The organism is Streptomyces peucetius, from assembly GCF_025854275.1.
GTDB lineage: Bacteria > Actinomycetota > Actinomycetes > Streptomycetales > Streptomycetaceae > Streptomyces > Streptomyces peucetius_A.
In genome coordinates, this window is sequence record NZ_CP107567.1 from 6,189,278 (window position 1) to 6,206,373 (window position 17,096).

Consider the following 17,096-nt stretch of genomic DNA (forward strand, 5'->3'; position numbering starts at 1 on the left):
GCGGTGGCGCCCGCCGGCGCCTACGCGGTGTCCCCGCCCGGCAGGATCCGGCGGAAGCCGGTGTACGGGACGAGGGCCTCGGGCAGCACCACCGAGCCGTCCTCCCGCACGCCCTGCTCCAGCAGCGCGGCGACCGTGCGGCCGATCGGCAGCGCCGAGCCGTTCAGCGTGACCGCCGGCGTCCTGCTCCCGTCGGGCCGCTTGACGCGGATGTCCGCGCGACGCGCCTGGAAGGTGCCGCAGTCGGAGACCGAGGAGATCTCCCGGTAGGAGCCGCTGCCCGGCAGCCACACCTCGACGTCGTAGGTCATCCGGGCGGAGAACCCGAGGTCGCCGGCCGGCAGCAGCACCACGCGGTGCGCCAGTTCCAGGCGCTTCAGGCACTCCTCGGCGTGGTTCACCATGAGTTCGAGCTGTGCCGGGGCGTCCTCGGGGGCGCAGACGCGCACCAGCTCCACCTTCTCGAACTGGTGCAGCCGCAGGATGCCGCGGGTGTCCCGGCCGTACGCCCCGGCCTCCGCCCGGAAGCACGGCGTGCAGGCGGTGAAGGCCAGCGGCAGCGAGCGGGAGTCGAGGAGCCGGCCGGCCACCAGGTTGGTCAGCGGGACCTCGGCGGTGGGGATCAGGAACAGTTCCCGCTCACCGACCTGGGTGCGGAACAGGTCGTCCTCGAACTTGGGCAGCTGCCCGGTCCCGGTCATGGTGTCGCGGTCGACCAGGAACGGCACCGACTGCTCGGTGTAGCCGTGCTCGCGGGTGTGCAGGTCGAGGAGGAAGTCGCGCAGGGCCCGCTCCAGTCGTGCCCCGGCCCCGCGGGCGACGGCGAAGCGGGCACCGGACAGCCGGGCCGCGGCCGGGCCGTCGAGGATGCCGAGGGACTCCCCGATGTCGGCGTGGTGGCGGGCGCCGTCCGCCGGACGCGGAGCGGGACCGCCCCGGCGTATCTCCACGGTCTCCTTCTCCGAGTCGCCGTCCGGGACCGCGTCCAGGGGGATGTTGGGGACGGAGAGCAGCAGCTCGGTCAGGTGTGCTGCGGCCGTGCGGGCGGCGGCCTCGGCCCGCTGCACCTCGGTCCGCAGCGCCCGGGCGGACGCCTTTTCCTCCTCGGTCGGCGGGCCGGAGCGGCGGGCCCTGGCCGTGCGGTTCAGCTCGGTGCGCAGCCGGGTCACCTCCGCCTGCGCGCCGTTGCGCTCGCGCAGGGCGTCGGCCAGCGCGGCCGGGTCGAGGTCGTGGCGGCGGCGGGCCAGCCGCCGTACGGCCTGCGGCCCGTCCTTCAGCAGTTCTTGGGGATCGTGCACGGTGGACTCCTGACGTGTGGCGGGATGGGGTGGCCCGCGGACCGGCGGGGCGGGTGCCGTGCCGCCGGGTGCCGCACGGGAACAGCCGCCCGGCGGAGGTGCTCCGCGGGCGGCTGCCGGTATGTGTCCGGGCCGTTCAGGCCGGGGCGATGGCCAGGGCCGTGTTCTGGCCGCCGAAGCCCAGGGAGTTGCTCAGGGCGAGGTCGATGGGCATGTAGGTGGCGGCCTGGGCGAGTTTGATGTCGATCCTGGAGTCGGGCATGACGAGGTTGGCAGTGGGGGGCACGAGTTCGTGCTCGACGCTCAGCACGGTGAAGGCGGCCTCGACTGCCCCGGCCGCGCCGAGCAGGTGTCCGGTGACTCCCTTCGTGGACGTGACCAGCGGGTCCCCGCGCAGCGTCCGGCCGATCATGCGGGCTTCCGCCAGGTCGTTCAGCGGTGTCGACGTGCCGTGGGCGTTGACGTGCTGGACGTCGTCCGGGTCCGCGCCCGCGTCGGCGAGCGCGGCGCGGACGGCGGCCTCGATGCCCGCGCCGTCGGGGTGCGGCGACGTCATGTGGTGGGCGTCGGCGGTGGCGCCGTAGCCGATGATCCGGCCGTGCACATGGGCGCCGCGGGCGCGGGCGTCCGCCACCCGTTCCATGACGAGGATGCCGGCGCCCTCCCCGGCGACGAAGCCGTCCCGGTCGGCGTCGAACGGCCGGGACGCGGAGGCCGGGTCGTCGTGCCGCTTCGACAGCGCCCCCATCTGGGCGAAGCCGGCCATGACCAGTGGGGTGACCATGGCCTCGCTGCCGCCCGCGAGGACGATGTCGCAGCGGCCGAGGGCGAGCAGGTCCCGGGCCGTGCCGATGGCGGTCGCGCCCGAGGCGCAGGCGGTGGCCACCACCAGGTTGGGCCCGGTCGCCCCGAATTCGATGGCCGTCTGCCCGGCCAGCATGTTCGGCAGCTGCATGGGCAGCAGCAGCGGCGAGACCCGGTCGGCGCCCTGCTCGCGCAGCACGTGGTGCTGTTCCTCGACGGTGCCCGGGCCGCCGTCTGCGCAGCCCAGCACCACACCCACCCGCGCCCCGTCCCACGTCTGCGGATCGAGGCCCGCGTCGGCCACCGCCTCGTGCGCGGCGACCAGCGCGAACTGGACGAACCGGTCCAGGCGGTGGGCCCGCCGCGCGCTCAGCAGGCGCTCGGGGTCGAAGCCGGGCACCCGGCAGGAGATACGTACGGGGTTATCCGTCAGCAGCGGATCGAGGGCGGCGGCCGGCCTGCCGTCGCAGACCGCCGCCCAGCTCGGCCCGACCCCGATACCACCCGGGGTGACCAGGCCGAGCCCGGTGACGGCGATGTCCATGCCGGCCATCAGACCTTCGCACTCCGCTCCTCCATCAGCCGGACCATGTCGGCCACGGTTTCCGCCTCCAGCAGGTCGTCGTCGCTGACGTCCAGGCCGAGCTCGGACTTCAGCAGCAGTGACAGCTCCACCACGGCCAGCGAGTCCAGCTCGATGTCCTCCCGAGTGGCCTCCGGGGTGATGGCCTCCGGCGACACCTTGAGCTTGTTGGACAGGATTTCCTTGAGCTGCTCCAGCATGTCGGTTCCTTTCGACAGTTCTCTCGAAGGCGCAAGCGCCCGTTCTCCGCTGTGTCGGACAACGCTTGTTGGAGGGGCCGGCCCGGGCCCCGCCTGTGACGAGACGTCAGATGGTCTGCACCTCGGGCCAGACCAGCGTGGTCGCGCCCCAGGACAGCCCGCCGCCGAACGCGGTCAGCAGCAGCCGGTGCCCGGCGGTGAGCCGTCCGTCCGCCGCGCTCTCGGCCAGCAGCAGCGGCAGTGAGGCGGCGCCGGTGTTGCCGACCCGTGCGATGTTGCTCAGCCGCCGTTCGCCGGAGATGCCGAGCCGCTCCGAGACCGCCTCCAGGATGCGGGCGTTGGCCTGGTGCGCGGCGAACCGGTCGACGTCGCACGGCCGCCAGCCGGCCCGCTCTGCCGCCTCGGTGGAGGTGACGGTCATCCGCTCCACCGCGTGCCGGTAGGTGTCGCGGCCCACCATCCGGAAGAAACGGTCCTCCGGCGCGGGCTCCCGGCCGGACGACCGCTGCCGCGACCCTCCGGCCGGCACCTCGATCAGATGGCTCAGCCCGCCGTCGCTGCCCAGCACGAGCGGGCCCACCGCGCCCGGCTCCCTGGGGGAGCCGGCCCGCAGCAGTACCGCGCCCGCGCCGTCCGCGAAGATCACCGCCGTGGTGCGGTCCTCGGGGTTGATGATCGTCGTGAACGCGTCGGCGGCAATCAGCAGCACCCGGTCCGTCACCCCGGCGGCGATCAGGCCCGCCGAACTGGCCAGGCCGTACAGGAAGCCGGAGCAGACGGCGGCCACGTCGAAGGCGGGCACCTCGCCGAGTCCGAGCCGCGCCGCGACCTGCGGCGCGGTGGCCGGGCACGGCTGGTCCGGGGTGGTGGTGGCCAGCACCACCGCGCCCGCCCGCCCGTCTCCCGCCGACTTCAGCGCCCGCAGGCCCGCCTCGACCGCCAGGTCGCTGGTCGCCGTGCCCGGGGCGACCACACAGCGCCGGGCGATCCCGGTGCGCGAGCGGATCCAGTCGTCCGAGGTGTCCAGGCTCCGGGCCAGATCCTCGTTGGTGACCACGTCGGGCGGGACGTACGACCCGATCCCGCAGACCACGGCGGCCCGTCGGGTGCTCACGCGCCCGGCCCCGGACTGCTGAGGACCTCCAGGGGCAGGCCCATGTAGGCCATCCGGGCCTCGGCCATCTCGTCGGTCCACCGCTCGGCCATGTCGTAGCGCTGCTCGGGAGTGGTGTCGAGCATCCGCACGCCGGGCCAGATCTCGTAGTCGCCGATCCGGTCGGCGTGCCGGAGCATGCCCTCCTGGAACAGCTCCTCGCGGTGGATCACGAACTCCCGGTCGGGGATCTCGTCCCACAGACGCACGCCGGCCCGCAGGATCTCCAGCAGGCGCGGACGGTACTCGGGGTGCGCGGCCACGTGGTCGCGCAGGATGGTGCTGGCCACCGTCAGATGGCGGATCTCGTCGATCGCGGTGCCGCGGGAGATCTCGCCGGTGGCCGGGGACAGGGGAGTCCACTTGCGTTCGCTCAGCTCGGCGGCCGGCGCCAGCACGCCCTCGATGACGATGGCGAACACGGCGACACCGCCGGGGAAGTCGGCCTGGTCCCGGACGATGTCGAGGGTGAAGTCGACCACCGGGTCCAGCACCCGGGCGCGGTAGTCCCGGGCCATCTCGTCGATGCTCTTCAGGAGCGTGTCGGCCGGGATGCCCAGCTCCACCAGGTGGTTGCGGAACACCCGGGCGTGCCGTGCCTCGTCGAGCAACTGGGTGGCGTAGAACTCCATCTCGGGGATGCCGGGCGCGATCGACACGTAGTGGCCGAGCAGCCGGGTGGCCAGCTCCTCGGACAGCCCGCGCAGACCGAACTCCAGCACCAGCGCCTCGCGCAGCGGGCCCGGCTCCTTCAGAAAGTCCGGGACGATCGCGTCGTCGTGGTGGCCGGTCACGCCGCGGTCGCGCAGCGTGCCCTGGGCCACCGAGGTGATCCAGTAGGCGAGGTCGCACTCCTCGGGACCGAGGGTGAGTTCCTTCGCCCCGTCCAGCAGACCGGGCGCCTTGTCCCAGTCGGCCTCGGGGGCCACGAGTACCTTGGACTGCGTCATGACGCTGCGGCCTCCTTCGCCGGGTGCAGGGTGCCGGCGTGCAGGCGGCCGGCGTAACTCAGCAGGGGGAGCCCTTCGTCCGCCCTGGCGCGCACGACGTGGCCGAGCAGCAGCTCGCTGTCGCCCGCGGCGTGGGCGGAGTGGAAGCGGCAGGTGTAGTGGGCGAGCGCGCCCGCGATGAGCGGGGCCTGCGCGTACGGGTCCGCCGTCCAGGCCAGGCCCGCGAACTGGGCGCTGCCGTCGGGGCGCCCGCTGTCGGCGAACCGGCGGGCCACCTCCGCCTGGTCACCGCCCAGCACGTTGATCGCGAACCGGCCCGTGGCGGCGGCCCGCCGCGCGAAGGACGACCCGGCCCGCAGCACGACGCCGACGAGCAGCGGCTCGCGCGAGACCAGGGTGACCGTGCTCGCGGTGGTGCCGTGCATCCGGCTCTCCGGGCCGGTGGTCAGCACCGACACCGGGGACGCCAGGTGGTAGAGCGCCCGGCGCCGTTCGGCCGGGTCCTGGCGGACGGGCCGGCGCGTGCGCGGGCCGGTCGCGGTCGCGGTGCTCATCGCAGCGCCTCCGCTTGCCTGGCCGCGGACTCTCCGGCCACGGCGGCCTGCGCCGGGGCCTCCTGCGCCGCGGCGGTGTCCGCCCGCGGCGCCGGCACCGGCTTGCGGACCGGGACGTGCCCGACCGGCACCGGGTCCGTCACATGCCCGACCGGCTTGGGGTGCGGCAGGCCCAGGTCGTCCAGGAGCCGCAGGTAGCCGGGCTGGCGGACCGGCTCGAAGGGCAGCGCGAAGGACTTCATGAAGTTGCCGAACAGCCCGCGGTCGCCGAAGAGGTGGAAGGGCAGCACCAGCAGCGCCCACTCCGGCTTCACCAGCCAGCACCACAGGGCGGCCACGGCGGCCTGGGTGATGAGGCTGTGCATCACGTTGTACAGGACGTAGTACGCCTTGTGGATCGGCCGCCCGCCACTGCGCCGGAACGCGATCGCGCCCGGGATGTATCCGATCAGGTCGATGTAGAGGAAGAGGGCGATCGCCGGCAGCCAGCGGATCTCGTCGAAGTGGGCGATCATCAGGCCGGTGGTGACGGCGAAGCCCACCACGTACTCGGCGCGGTGCAGCGAGTACGTGCGCGGTGTCTCGAACGGGTTTGCCTGGTCCATGGTCAGCAGCTCCCTGATGCGCTAGGCGCCGACCGCGGCGGGCGGGGTGAGTTCGATGCCGCCGCTGATGCGCACGGCGGGGAACAGACCGGTCAGCGCCCAGGCCACGGTCTCCTTGATGACCCGCTCGGCGATCGGGTCGAGGATGCCCTCCAGACTCGGGATGCCGAAGTCGAAGTCGGCGTCGAAGCGGACCGCGACGTCGTCGCCGTCCTGCGTCACCGACCAGGTCCCGGAGAAGGAGTCGAAGTCCCCGTCGGACTGCTCGAAGCGGATCTCGCCCTGCTCCGGCAGCACGGTGTCGTCCTCGGTCCAGCGCAGCAGGCCGCTGCGGAAGTGCAGCTCCCAGCTGGAGGAGGCGGCGGGGTCGGGGTAGGCGGCGTGCACCGTGGTCGCGTTGACGTGGGGCGCCAGGTCCGGGTACCGCTCCCAGCGCCGTACGGCGTGCAGGACCGTCTCGGCCTGCTCCCCGGGTATCAGGGCATCGAGTTCGACGTGCCTCACGATCAGTTACCGCCTTCCGGCATCTTGGCCGCGCCCCGTACGAGGTCGCGGGTGGCCAGGTCGAAGGAGTTGAGGAGGAAGTCCACGTCGGTGTCGCCGAGCACGGCGGGCGGGGTGAACCGCACCACCGAGCTGCCGTTCATCGAATGGTTGGCGACCACGCCGTGGTTGAACAGTTCGATCAGCAGCTCGCCGGCCAGCCCGGCCTCGACGAGCTCGACGCCGATCAGCAGGCCCCGGCCGCGCACGTCCACCACGAGGTCGGGGATGTTGCGGCGCGCGATCTCGGTGATCGCCGGCAGCAGCCGGGCGCCGAGGTCCAGCGCCCTGGTGACCAGGCGCTCCTCCTTCACGGCCCGGATGGCGCCCTGGACCGCGGCCATCAGTACCGGCTGGCCGGAGAACGTGGCGGTGTGGACGTAGGGGTCCTTGTCGAAGGGACGGAAGGCCTTGCGGGTGGCGACGGCCGCCGAGACCGGCATCACCCCGCCGCCGAGCGCCTTGCCGGCGAGCAGGACGTCCGGGACGACGCCCTCGATGTCGGCGCCCCACCACTCGCCGAGCCGGCCGAAGCCGGACTGCACCTCGTCGAGGATCAGGAAGCCGTCGTACTCGCGCACCAGCTCCTCGACGCGCTTGAGGTAGCCCTTCGGCGGGATGATCACACCGCCCTCGCCCTGGACCGGTTCGAGGATGACGCACACCTCGCCCGGGTGAGCGGCGAGTTCGGCCTCCAGGGCGTCGGCGTCACCGAAGGGCAGGTGCAGGAAGTCGGGCACCAGCGGGCGGAACGGCCGCTGGTAGACCTCCTTGGCGGTGGCCGACAGCGCGCCGAGGGTCTTGCCGTGGTAGCCGCCGCGCATGGAGACCGTGCGCTTGAAACCGCCCGCGCGGGCCAGCTTCAGGCCGGTCTCCACCGCCTCCGCCCCCGACAGCGCGAAGTGCGCCCGGTCCAGACCGGGCGGCAGCACCGAGACCAGTGCCTCGGCCGCGCGGGCCACGGTGGGCTCCAGCAGGATGCGGGTCGCGGTGGGGTGGGTGCGCAGCTGGCGCTCCACCTCCTCCATCACGATCGGGTGGCGGGCGCCCATCACGAACACGCCGTAGCCGCCGGCGTTGAGGAAGCGCTCACCGTCGCTGGTGGTGACCCAGGCGCCCTCGGACGCCACCTCCATGTGGCTGCCGAACAGTTCGGCGAGCGTGGCCCGGCCCTTGCTCAGATGCGCGCGGTACAGGCCAAGGATTTCTGCCTCGGCGTCGGCGGACGAAGCCGCCGGGGATTCCTGGATGACGGTCACGTGTGGCTCACTCCAAGGGGTCGTGGGGTCGTGCGGACAGGACCGGGACCGTGCGGCGGCCGGGGGCCTGTCCGGCCGCGGCAGTGGTGCTGTGACCGGGTTTTCACCGGCCGGCGAACCGTCCCGGCCGCGGCCCTAGGCGAGGACGAGCTCGCCGCCGCCGAACCAGCGCAGCAGCGGCTCGGCGGCGGCGGCGCGCGATGGCGGGTGGAAGGCGAGGGCCCGCAGCGCGGCCGCGGCCTGTGCCGGACCGGAGCCGCGGATGAAGTCCAGGCCGCCCAGCAGTTCCAGGGCGCGGGAGGCGATGTCGGGCAGGGCGTTCTGCACGGCGTACCGGGCCACCAGTACGCGGGCCACCGACTCCTCGTCACCGGGCTCCGGGCCGGTCGCCCGCGCGACGCCCTCCAGCAGCGCGACCGCGGTCTCCATGTCCACGGCGAGGGAGGCCCGCTCCGCCACGCTGCCGCGCTCGCGCTCCAGCACCTGCTCCACCAGCTCCAGCGCACCGCCCGCGTACCCGGCGGAGATCAGCAGCTCGAACCAGACGAACCCGGCCGACTGGAGGTCGTCGAGGCGGTGCGGGTCGTCGGCGCCGGCCCGCACGACCATGCCGGCCGGTACGAACACGTCCTCCAGCCGCACCTCTTCGCTCTCCGCGCCCGCCAGCAGGTCGTTACCCCAGTACGGGTGCACGGTCAGGCCGGGCGCGTCGGCCGGCACCAGGGCGAGCGCCAGCTCCGGCTCGCCGTCGTCGCCGTGGATGGCGACGCTCGCCGTGAGCAGGCTCATCGAACGGGACAGGCTGCACGGCTTCTTGGCGCCGGTGAGCAGGAACCCGTCGCGCACCGGGCGGGCGGTCACGGCCGGCTTGAGGATGTTCTGCGCCGTCCGGCCCTCGGCCCAGCCGGACGCCATCACCTGCTGGTCGGGCACGATCCGGCGCAGCAGGGCCGTCTGCTCGTCGGTCAGCCGGCCCGCCTTGACGGCCAGCGAGTACAGCATCGCGGTGGTGAAGTGGTGCATCGAGACGGCCGCCACCAGCGACGGGGACACGGCGCCCAGGGCCAGCTGGACCCGCATTGCGTCCAGGGCGTCGGCGCCGTGGCCGCCGTACTCCTCGGGGATCAGCAGACCGACCCCGCCGTGGATGCGGAACAGGTCGATCACCGGGCTGCCGGGCCGCTCGCGGTCGGTGTACGGGATCTGGTCCAGCTCCTTGAGCAGACCGGGGTGGAAGCGCTCGCAGACGGAGCGGGCGAGGTCGAGGGAACGCAACGGAAGCCTCCAGCGAAAACGGCGGGGTTCAGGGGCGGAGGGCGGTCAGGCGCCGAACACCGCGTCGTACGGGCTGACGCCGCGGGCGATGCTGACGCCCTGCACGTGGGAGGTCTTGAGCATCGGGTAGTTGGCCTCGCCGAAGGCGCCGCCGGTGCGGCCGGTGCCGCCGTGGCTGGGCAGGTAGGGCAGGAAGCCGATGTGGGAGTCGTTGACCTTCAGCAGGCCGCCGTTGACGACCCTCCGCACGAAGGTCTCGATGACGTGGTCGGAACGCGACCACAGGGAGTTGCGCAGCCCGTAGTCGTTGCTGTTGACGAAGCGCAGGAACGCCTCCAGGAGGGCGTCGTCGTCCTCCCGCTCGGGGACCACGATCGGCACCAGCGGGAAGAACGTCTCCTCGCGCACCACGTCGTAGGTGCGCGCCCGGTCCAGGCCGTCCACGCGCACCACCGTCGGCTGGAGGAAGACCCCCGTCTCCGAGGGCGTGCCGTCCAGTTCGGTGCGGTGGCCGCCGGTGACCAGCTCGGCGCCGTTGTCCAGCGCCTGCCGCAGCAGCCGGAAGAACCGCTCGCTGCGCCGCACCGGCGACAGCAGCACGTGCTCCTCCTCGGGCAGGCCCGGCCGGATGCCCTTGACCTGCTCCTTCACCTCGGCGATGAGGCTGTCCGCGATGTCCGGGTGCACCAGCACGTAGTTGGGCACCATGCAGATCTGGCCGGAGCCGTAGAAGGCCTCGGTGATGGCCTCGGCCGCCCACTTGACGTCTGCGTCCTTCCACACCACGATGCCGTCGTTGCCCGCCAGTTCGAGGATCGGCTTCTTGCCGTGCGCCACGCACTGCTGCTCGAAGCGCAGGCCCTCCTGGCTGCCGCCGATGTAGAAGATGTCGTTGATCAGCGGGTCCGCGATCCAGCGGTCCATGGTCTGCTTGGGGTTGCTGCACACCGCGTTGAGCACCCCGGCCGGCGCGTCCATCTCCTCCAGCAGCGGCGCCACCACGTCCCGCAGCAGCCACATGGTGCTCAGCGCGATGCTGCGCGGCGCCCGCACCACCACCGCGTTGCCGGCCATCAGCGCCAGCACGCACAGGGCGGCGCTCGGCAGGGGTGCGTTCTGCGGCGGGTTGAAGGCCACCACACCGTCGGGCTGGCGGTGCAGCACCAGCGTGCGGCCGGCGTACTCCTTCTCCACCCGCATCTGCTTGGTGTACCAGCGCAGGGAGCCCGGGGAGTAGATCTGCAGCAGGCAGCTCAGCTCCCAGCGGGCCAGCTTGACCGGGTGGGATTCGGCGACCAGCATGCGCAGGAACTCGTCCTGGTGCTTGATGAGTTCCTCGCGGAACCGGGTGCCCAGCCGCATCCGCCGCTCCAGCGGCACGGCCGCCCAGTCGGGTGCGGCGGCGGCCGCGGCCTGCGTGGCCAGGTCGATGGACGCGTCGTCCGCGACCGCGCAGCGCCCGACGACATACGGGTGCCTGGCCGCCTCCGACTCCGGGTCCTGCTCCAGGGCGCGCTTCAGGCTCACGCTGGTGAACACGTCTTCCAGCAGGGACCGGCCGCTGACGGTGTACACCCACCCGTCACCCGCGACGTCCTTGCCCGCGATGTAGAGGTCGTAGCTCTTGATATCGGAAGGTGCCTCGGCACTCTCCTCCTGCGCGGCTTCGCGAAGCATCTTCAGCCTTTCACCTTTGGCGAGCGGATTTTTCGAAGCAGTGCGAGCGTGGCAGCGGAATCTGACCCGGCGCTGACAGGGGGCTGATTCAGCCAAGCCGGCCCCGCCGTCCGTCAGTGGGGCGTCAGCCTGCGCTGCTTGCATGACCGCATGCCACCCGTCGACAGCACTGTTCAGCGCCTGCGTGATCTGCCGCGCGCCGAACTCGCCGAAGAAATCGAGTCGATCGTCCTCAAGAAATTCAGGGCGGTTCTCCTCATGGACGAATCCGAGGACCTTCCGCTCGACATCAGCTATTTCGATCTCGGACTCACCTCACTGCGGCTGACCGAAATACGGCAGAGCCTGGAGCGGCTCCTTGATCTCTCCATCAACGTCAACGTGCTCTTCAACGAGCCGACGGTCGCCCATCTGGTGGACCACCTGACCCGGGCCGTCCAGGACAGTTCCTCTCAGGAAAGCTAAGGAGTCTCTCCATGCCGCGTGCGGAGTCCCAGCAGCCGCCCGAGCCGGTCGCGATCGTCGGAATCGGTCTGCGATTCCCCGGCGGCAGCACCTCGCCCGACGAGTTCGACGCCTTCCTGCGGGAGGGACGCAGCGGGATCGGCCCGATCCCGCAGGACCGGTGGGACGTGGCCGCGTTCACCCCCGAGACCCCCGAGGACAAGGGGAAGATCCACACCACCGCGGGGGGCTTCCTCGACCGCGTGGACCTCTTCGACGCCGCCTTCTTCAACATCTCCCCGAAGGAGGCCCGGTACATGGACCCCCAGCAGCGCCTGCTGCTGGAGACCGCCTGGCAGGCCCTGGAGCACGCCAACATCGACCCGGCACCGCTGCGCCGCGGCAACGGCGGCGTCTACGTCGGCGCCAGCTCCATCGACTACGCGCTCGAGCTGGAGTCCCTGCCGTACGAGGAGATGGACGGCCACCTGGCCTCCGGCATCACGATGTTCCCGCTGTCGGGCCGGCTGTCGTACTTCCTGGGGTGGCGTGGACCCAGCATGAGCGTCGACACCGCCTGCTCGTCCTCCCTGGTCGCACTGCACCTGGCGGTGCAGGCCCTGCGCTCCGGCGAGACCGACATCGCGCTGTGCGGCGGCGTCAACGCCCTGCACCACCCGCGCATCCCGGTGATGTTCTCCAACGCACGGATGCTCGCCCCGGACGGGCAGTGCAAGACCTTCGACGAGTCGGCCGACGGCTACGCGCGCGCCGAGGGCTGCGGCGTCCTGGTCCTCAAGCTGCTCTCCGACGCCGAGCGTGACGGCGACCGGGTGCTTGCCCTCGTGCGCGGCACCGCCGTCGGCCAGGACGGCGACAGCGCCGGACTGACCGTGCCCAACGGCCCCGCTCAGGAGAAGGTGATCCGCACCGCGCTGGCCACGGCCCGCCTCGCCCCCGAGAACATCCAGTACGTGGAGGCGCACGGCACCGGCACCCCGCTCGGCGACCCGATCGAGTTCGGCGCCATCGGGGACGTGTTCGCCGAGTCGCACACCGCCGACAACCCCGTGCTCGCCGCGTCGGTGAAGACCAACCTGGGCCACATGGAGCCGGCCTCCGGCATCGTCGGCGTCATCAAGACGGTGCTGCAGCTGCGCTCCGGCACCATCTACCCGCACCTGAACCTCACCACCCCGTCCGGGCGCATCCCCTGGGACCTCTACCCGCTGCGCGTGCCGACCGCCTGCGAGCCATGGCGGGCCGAGGTGCGCCGCGCGGTCGTGAACAGCTTCGGCTTCGCCGGCACCATCGGCGCGGTGGTCCTGGAGCAGGCACCGGAGGCGAGCCCCGCGCCGCAGTCCTCCGGCACGCCCGCCGCCCCGCTGTTCACTCTCTCCGCCAAGAGCTCCGCCGCCCTGCGCGAGCAGGCCGCGAACCACCGGCGGCTGCTCGACGAGCGGCCCGACCTCCCCCTCGAAGCCCTCTGCCACACCGCCAACGTCGCCCGCACCCACCATCCCTACCGCGTCGCCGCCCCGGTCGCCGACCGCGCCGCCCTGGCCCGGCTCCTGGACCGGGCGGCCGGCCAGGACCACGAGGGCCCCAGCGGCATCCGCAAGACGGCCTTCATGTTCACCGGCCAGGGCTCCCAGTACGCCGGCATGGGCGCCGCCCTCTACGAGGCCCTCCCGGAATTCCGCTCCCACGTCGACGCGTGCGACCGGCTGTTCGCGGAGCACCTGGACCGCTCCGTGCGCGACCTGCTGCTCGGCACCGCCGAAGACCCCGGGGCGATCGACCGCACCGAGTACACCCAGCCCGCCCTGTTCACTCTCGAGTACGCCCTCGCCCGGCAGTGGATGGCCTGGGGCGTGCGCCCCAACGTGCTCGTCGGGCACAGCATCGGCGAGGTCGTCGCCGCCGCGGTCGCCGGCCTGTTCAGCCTCCCCGACGCCGTGCGGCTGGTCGCCGCGCGGGCCCGGCTGATGCAGGCGGTGCGCGCCGAGGGCGGCATGGCCGCGGTCGCCGCCCCCGCCGAGGACGTCGAGCCGCTCCTGGAGAGCCGCCCCGACCTCGCCCTGGCCGCGGTCAACGCCCCCGACCAGTGCGTCGTCTCCGGCGCCCTTCCCGCCCTGGACGAGGTCTGCGCCATCCTCAAGGAGCGCGGCGTGCGCGTCGACCGGCTCGCGGTCTCGCACGCCTTCCACTCCCCGCAGATGGCCGAGGTCTACGACGACTTCCGCGCCGCACTCGACGGCATCGAGTTCCACGAGCCGGCCATCAGCCTGATCTCCAACGTGACCGGGCGGCTCGCCCGGTTCCGCGACATCGCCACCCCCGACTACTGGGTGCGGCACATCGGCGAACGCGTGCGTTTCCTGGACGGCATCCGCGCGGTGGCCCGGCGCGGCCGGCACGCCATGATCGAGATCGGCCCGCAGGCCGCGCTGACCGCGCTCGCCCGGCGCGGCGTCGCCGCCGAGGACCACCTGTGGCTGGCCAGCCTGCGCCGCCGGGACCGGACGGCCACCACCACCCTGACCGCACTCGCCGAGTACTACGCCGCCGGACTCACCGTCTCCTGGCCCGGCTACCACGCCGGGCACGCCGTGCCGGCCAAGGCGGATCTGCCCACCTACGCCTTCCAGCGCAAGCGCTACTGGCTGCCGGCCGCCGGACCCCGCCGCGCCGCCGCGGGCGGCACCGCCCGCCACCCGCTGCTCGGCACCGAGGAGCGCTTCGCCTCGGGGGTACGGGAGTTCACCGCGGAGTTCACCGCCGAGGACCTCGGCCCGCTCGCCGACCTGGCCGACGGCGGACGCACCACCCTGCCCGCCGGCGCCTACGTCGACCTGCTGTTCGCGATCCAGGACGCGGTCCGGGGCCACGCCCGGTCCGCCGTGCGCGACCTCCGGCTGCTCGCGCCGCTCGACGTTCCCGCCGAGACCAGGACCGCCCTGACCACCCGCTGGCGGCCGCTGCCGGGCGGGGGCGCCGAGGTGGCGGTGTTCACGGTCGTCGGCGGCGAGGAGGACGTGCACGCCACCGCGGTGATCGCCGCCGACCCCGAACCGGTGGTCCCCGTCTCCGAACTGGCCGAACTGGACGCGGGCCTCGCCCCCGCCGGAACGCAGATCGACGACGAGGACATCTACACCGACCTCGCCTCCGTCGGCCGCCCGCACGGCTCCCGGATGCGGCTGCTGCTGCGCGCCGCCCGGCACGCCGACGGCCTGGTCACCGGGGAGCTGACCGGCCGGAATGCCTCCGCCGTCGAACATGTGCCGGCGGAGCTCGTGGAGGCCGCCGTCCAGGCGTGCGTCGTCCTCGATCCCGAGGGCCCGGTGTTCGTGCCCCGCGGCGTCGCCTCGGTCCGCCACTTCCGCAAGCCCCGCGGCGAGGAGCTGCGCGTCCTCGCCCGGGTGCACGGCGACCAGGACCGCCGCACCGCCGACGTGCTGCTCCTGGAGAACGGCGACCCGGTCGCCGAACTGCTCGGCGTCCGGCTGGCCCGCCCCGAGGGCAGCACCGGCCGCCGCCGGTTCCTGCACCGCCCCGAGTGGGTCCGCCGCGCCCTGCCCGCACCGCAGACCACCGCCCCCGCCCGGCACGTCGTGCTGCTCGACCCGTCGCCCGCCCGCGCCGCCGACCTCGCCGGACGGCCCGGCCTGAAGCTCACCCGGGGCGCCGGCCTCACCGAACTCAAGGCGGCCCTGGAGGACCCCACCGTCACCGACGTCTGCCGCGTATGGCGGCAGTTCCCGCAGACCATGTCCGCCGACCGGCTGCGCGCCGAGTGCGAGGAGAACTACCGCGAACTGCTCGCCCTGATCACCGCGCTGGACGCCGCGGGCACCCCCCGGCCGCCCCGCCTGTGGCTGGTGACCGAGGGAGCCCAGTGGCTGCCCGGCGACCCGGCCGGCGACGGCGGACACCTGGCCGCCGCCACGCTCTGGGGCTTCGGCCGGGTGCTGCTCACCGAGTACCCCCAGTACCGGGCCACCCTGGTCGACGTCGCCCCCGGCAGCGGCCTGACCCCGCTGCTGGAGGAGTGGCACGCCGAACCGCCCGGCGAGTACCAGGTCGCCCACCGTCCGAACCGCCGCTACGTCCGCCGGCTCCTCTCCGGCGACGCCCCGCTCACCTGGTCCGGCGGCTTCGAACTGCGCGCCCCCGACTCGGGCGACCTGTCCGACCTCGCGTTGGTCGCCGCCACGGACGTGCCCCCGGGGGCCGACGAGGTCCAGATCCGCGTCCGGTCGGTCGGCCTGACCGCCGACGACGCCCGCACCGCCCTGGACACCGGCCGCGCGGAGCGCGAGGAACTGCTTGGCGCGGAGGAGGAGCCCCCGCCGCTGCTCGGCACCGCGGCCACCGGCACGGTCCTCGCCGCGGCCGAGGGCACCGAGTTCGCGCCGGGCGACGACGTCCTCGTACGCCACGACGGCACGTTCCGCTCAACGCTCACCGTCCCCGCGGCGGCCGTGGTGCACGCCCCGCCCGCCGAAGAGGACGACGGCGCTCGGCACTTCCGCCTCGACGAGACCGGCGAAGCGCTGCGGACGGCCCTGTCGGACCCGTCGGGACAGTCCTGGGTGACCCTCCCGGACGCCCCCGAGGCGGAGCCCGCCGCCCCCGCCGAGGAGGTCCCGGCCGCCCTGCGCCCGGACCGCACCTACCTCGTCACCGGCGGTCTGGGCGGCCTCGGCCTGGTCACCGCCCGCAAGCTGATCGCCCTCGGCGCCCGCCACCTGACGCTGGTCAGCCGCAGCGGACGGCCCACCGAGGAGGCCGCCCCCGTCCTCGCCGACCTCGCCGAGCACGCCGAACTCGACCTGGTCCGGGCCGACATCGGCCGTGCCGAGGACGTGCGGCGGCTGGTGCGGCACCTCGCGGACGGCCCGCACCCGGTGGGCGGGATCGTGCACGCCGCAGGCGCCTACGACAAGAAGCTCGTCGCCGAGCTGACCTGGGAGGCCATCGACGCCCAGCTGGAGGCCAAGGCGTACGGCGGCTGGCTGCTGCACGAGGCCGCCCAGTCCTCCTTCCCGGAACTGGACTTCTTCGTCACCTACTCCTCGATCGCCTCGGTCCTCGGCGGCGCCACCCAGGGCCACTACGCCGCGGCCAGCGCCGCCCTCGACGCCCTCGCCGAGTGGCGCGGCCGGCGGGGCGTGCCCGGCCTGTCGGTGAACTGGGGCGCCTGGGCACGGGTCGGCATGTCGGCCCGCCTGGAGGAGCACCTCAGCCAGGAGATCGAACGCAGCGGCGTGCGCTTCTTCTCCCCGACCCGCGCCCTGGACACCCTGGCCAGGCTCTGGGGACGCCCCCGCACCCAGCGGGTGGTCGGCGAGTTCGACTGGGACCGCTACGTCGCGGGCAGCGTCACCGGCGACCTGTTCTACGACCGGCTCGCCCGCAACGCCTCCGACGACGACACCGGCCCCGACCTCACCGCGCTCGCCGCCCTCCCGCCGGCCGAGCGGACCGCCGCCGTGACCGGGGTCGTCCGCGAGAAGGTCGCCGCCGTCCTGCACCTGGAGGAGGGCGACGAACTGAACCCGAACACCGAGTTCGTCTCCTTGGGCCTGGACTCGCTGATGGCCCAGCAGGTCAAGGCCGCCCTGGAGCAGGCGTTCCGGCTGCCCCTGCCGGCCTCGCTCACCCACGACCACCCGACCGTGCGGCAGCTGGCCCAGTTCCTCTGCGGGCAGCTCGAGCCGGTGCCGGCCGCCTGACGCACACAAG

General features: G+C 73.3%; 13 protein-coding genes. 2 read left to right on the forward strand and 11 right to left on the reverse strand.

All coding sequences use genetic code 11. The features are described 5' to 3' along the window. Window positions 1-20 precede the first annotated feature (20 nt). The 11 genes from serS to OGH68_RS28250 form a co-directional block, all read right to left on the reverse strand. A complete protein-coding gene (serS, locus tag OGH68_RS28200) occupies window positions 21-1,298 on the reverse strand; it encodes a serine--tRNA ligase (protein WP_264247819.1) in 1,278 nt (425 codons plus the stop codon). 136 nt (window positions 1,299-1,434) lie between these two features. Continuing rightward, window positions 1,435-2,655, reverse strand: a complete 1,221-nt coding sequence (locus OGH68_RS28205; protein ID WP_018888443.1) for a beta-ketoacyl-[acyl-carrier-protein] synthase family protein — start codon at window positions 2,653-2,655, stop codon at window positions 1,435-1,437. Then, window positions 2,655-2,885 carry an acyl carrier protein gene (locus tag OGH68_RS28210; protein WP_018888444.1) on the reverse strand — a complete coding sequence of 77 codons (231 nt, stop codon included), beginning with the start codon at window positions 2,883-2,885 and terminating at the stop codon, window positions 2,655-2,657. The genes OGH68_RS28205 and OGH68_RS28210 overlap by 1 nt, the downstream gene beginning before the upstream one ends. Before the next feature lie 106 nt (window positions 2,886-2,991). Further along, window positions 2,992-3,999, reverse strand: coding sequence for a beta-ketoacyl-ACP synthase III (locus tag OGH68_RS28215; RefSeq protein WP_264247820.1), 1,008 nt, complete (start codon window positions 3,997-3,999; stop codon window positions 2,992-2,994). Then, window positions 3,996-4,988 carry a VlmB-like protein gene (locus OGH68_RS28220; RefSeq protein ID WP_030234932.1) on the reverse strand — a complete coding sequence of 331 codons (993 nt, stop codon included), beginning with the start codon at window positions 4,986-4,988 and terminating at the stop codon, window positions 3,996-3,998. Before OGH68_RS28220 ends, OGH68_RS28215 begins: the two co-directional genes overlap by 4 nt. Beyond that, complete coding sequence (locus OGH68_RS28225) at window positions 4,985-5,542, reverse strand: flavin reductase family protein (protein ID WP_264247821.1); 558 nt, start codon at window positions 5,540-5,542, stop codon at window positions 4,985-4,987. Before OGH68_RS28225 ends, OGH68_RS28220 begins: the two co-directional genes overlap by 4 nt. Next, window positions 5,539-6,147, reverse strand: coding sequence for a hypothetical protein (locus OGH68_RS28230; RefSeq protein WP_264247822.1), 609 nt, complete (start codon window positions 6,145-6,147; stop codon window positions 5,539-5,541). Before OGH68_RS28230 ends, OGH68_RS28225 begins: the two co-directional genes overlap by 4 nt. Before the next feature lie 21 nt (window positions 6,148-6,168). Then, entirely contained in the window at window positions 6,169-6,651 is a 483-nt protein-coding gene (locus OGH68_RS28235; RefSeq protein ID WP_043378878.1) for a type II toxin-antitoxin system RatA family toxin, read from the reverse strand. Window positions 6,652-6,653: 2 nt separating this feature from the next. Continuing rightward, window positions 6,654-7,949, reverse strand: a complete 1,296-nt coding sequence (locus OGH68_RS28240; protein WP_264247824.1) for an aspartate aminotransferase family protein — start codon at window positions 7,947-7,949, stop codon at window positions 6,654-6,656. Window positions 7,950-8,084: 135 nt separating this feature from the next. After that, entirely contained in the window at window positions 8,085-9,224 is a 1,140-nt protein-coding gene (locus OGH68_RS28245) for an acyl-CoA dehydrogenase family protein (protein ID WP_264247825.1), read from the reverse strand. A gap of 45 nt (window positions 9,225-9,269) precedes the next feature. Further along, window positions 9,270-10,901, reverse strand: coding sequence for an aldehyde dehydrogenase family protein (locus OGH68_RS28250; protein WP_264247826.1), 1,632 nt, complete (start codon window positions 10,899-10,901; stop codon window positions 9,270-9,272). A 138-nt stretch (window positions 10,902-11,039) separates the two neighbouring features. Between OGH68_RS28250 and OGH68_RS28255 the strand changes: the two genes are divergently transcribed. Beyond that, window positions 11,040-11,366 carry an acyl carrier protein gene (locus tag OGH68_RS28255; RefSeq protein ID WP_264247827.1) on the forward strand — a complete coding sequence of 109 codons (327 nt, stop codon included), beginning with the start codon at window positions 11,040-11,042 and terminating at the stop codon, window positions 11,364-11,366. Window positions 11,367-11,377: 11 nt separating this feature from the next. Beyond that, window positions 11,378-17,086, forward strand: coding sequence for a type I polyketide synthase (locus OGH68_RS28260; RefSeq protein WP_264247829.1), 5,709 nt, complete (start codon window positions 11,378-11,380; stop codon window positions 17,084-17,086). Window positions 17,087-17,096 lie beyond the last annotated feature (10 nt).

Excerpts from the sequence above, each read along its gene's own strand:
- OGH68_RS28205 (WP_018888443.1), bottom strand. The coding sequence starts at position 2,655 with ATGGCCGGCATGGACATCGCCGTCACCGGGCTCGGCCTGGTCACCCCG.
- OGH68_RS28210 (WP_018888444.1), bottom strand. The coding sequence starts at position 2,885 with ATGCTGGAGCAGCTCAAGGAAATCCTGTCCAACAAGCTCAAGGTGTCG.
- OGH68_RS28220 (WP_030234932.1), bottom strand. The coding sequence starts at position 4,988 with ATGACGCAGTCCAAGGTACTCGTGGCCCCCGAGGCCGACTGGGACAAG.
- OGH68_RS28225 (WP_264247821.1), bottom strand. The coding sequence starts at position 5,542 with ATGAGCACCGCGACCGCGACCGGCCCGCGCACGCGCCGGCCCGTCCGC.
- OGH68_RS28230 (WP_264247822.1), bottom strand. The coding sequence starts at position 6,147 with ATGGACCAGGCAAACCCGTTCGAGACACCGCGCACGTACTCGCTGCAC.
- OGH68_RS28250 (WP_264247826.1), bottom strand. The coding sequence starts at position 10,901 with ATGCTTCGCGAAGCCGCGCAGGAGGAGAGTGCCGAGGCACCTTCCGAT.
- OGH68_RS28260 (WP_264247829.1), top strand. The coding sequence starts at position 11,378 with ATGCCGCGTGCGGAGTCCCAGCAGCCGCCCGAGCCGGTCGCGATCGTC.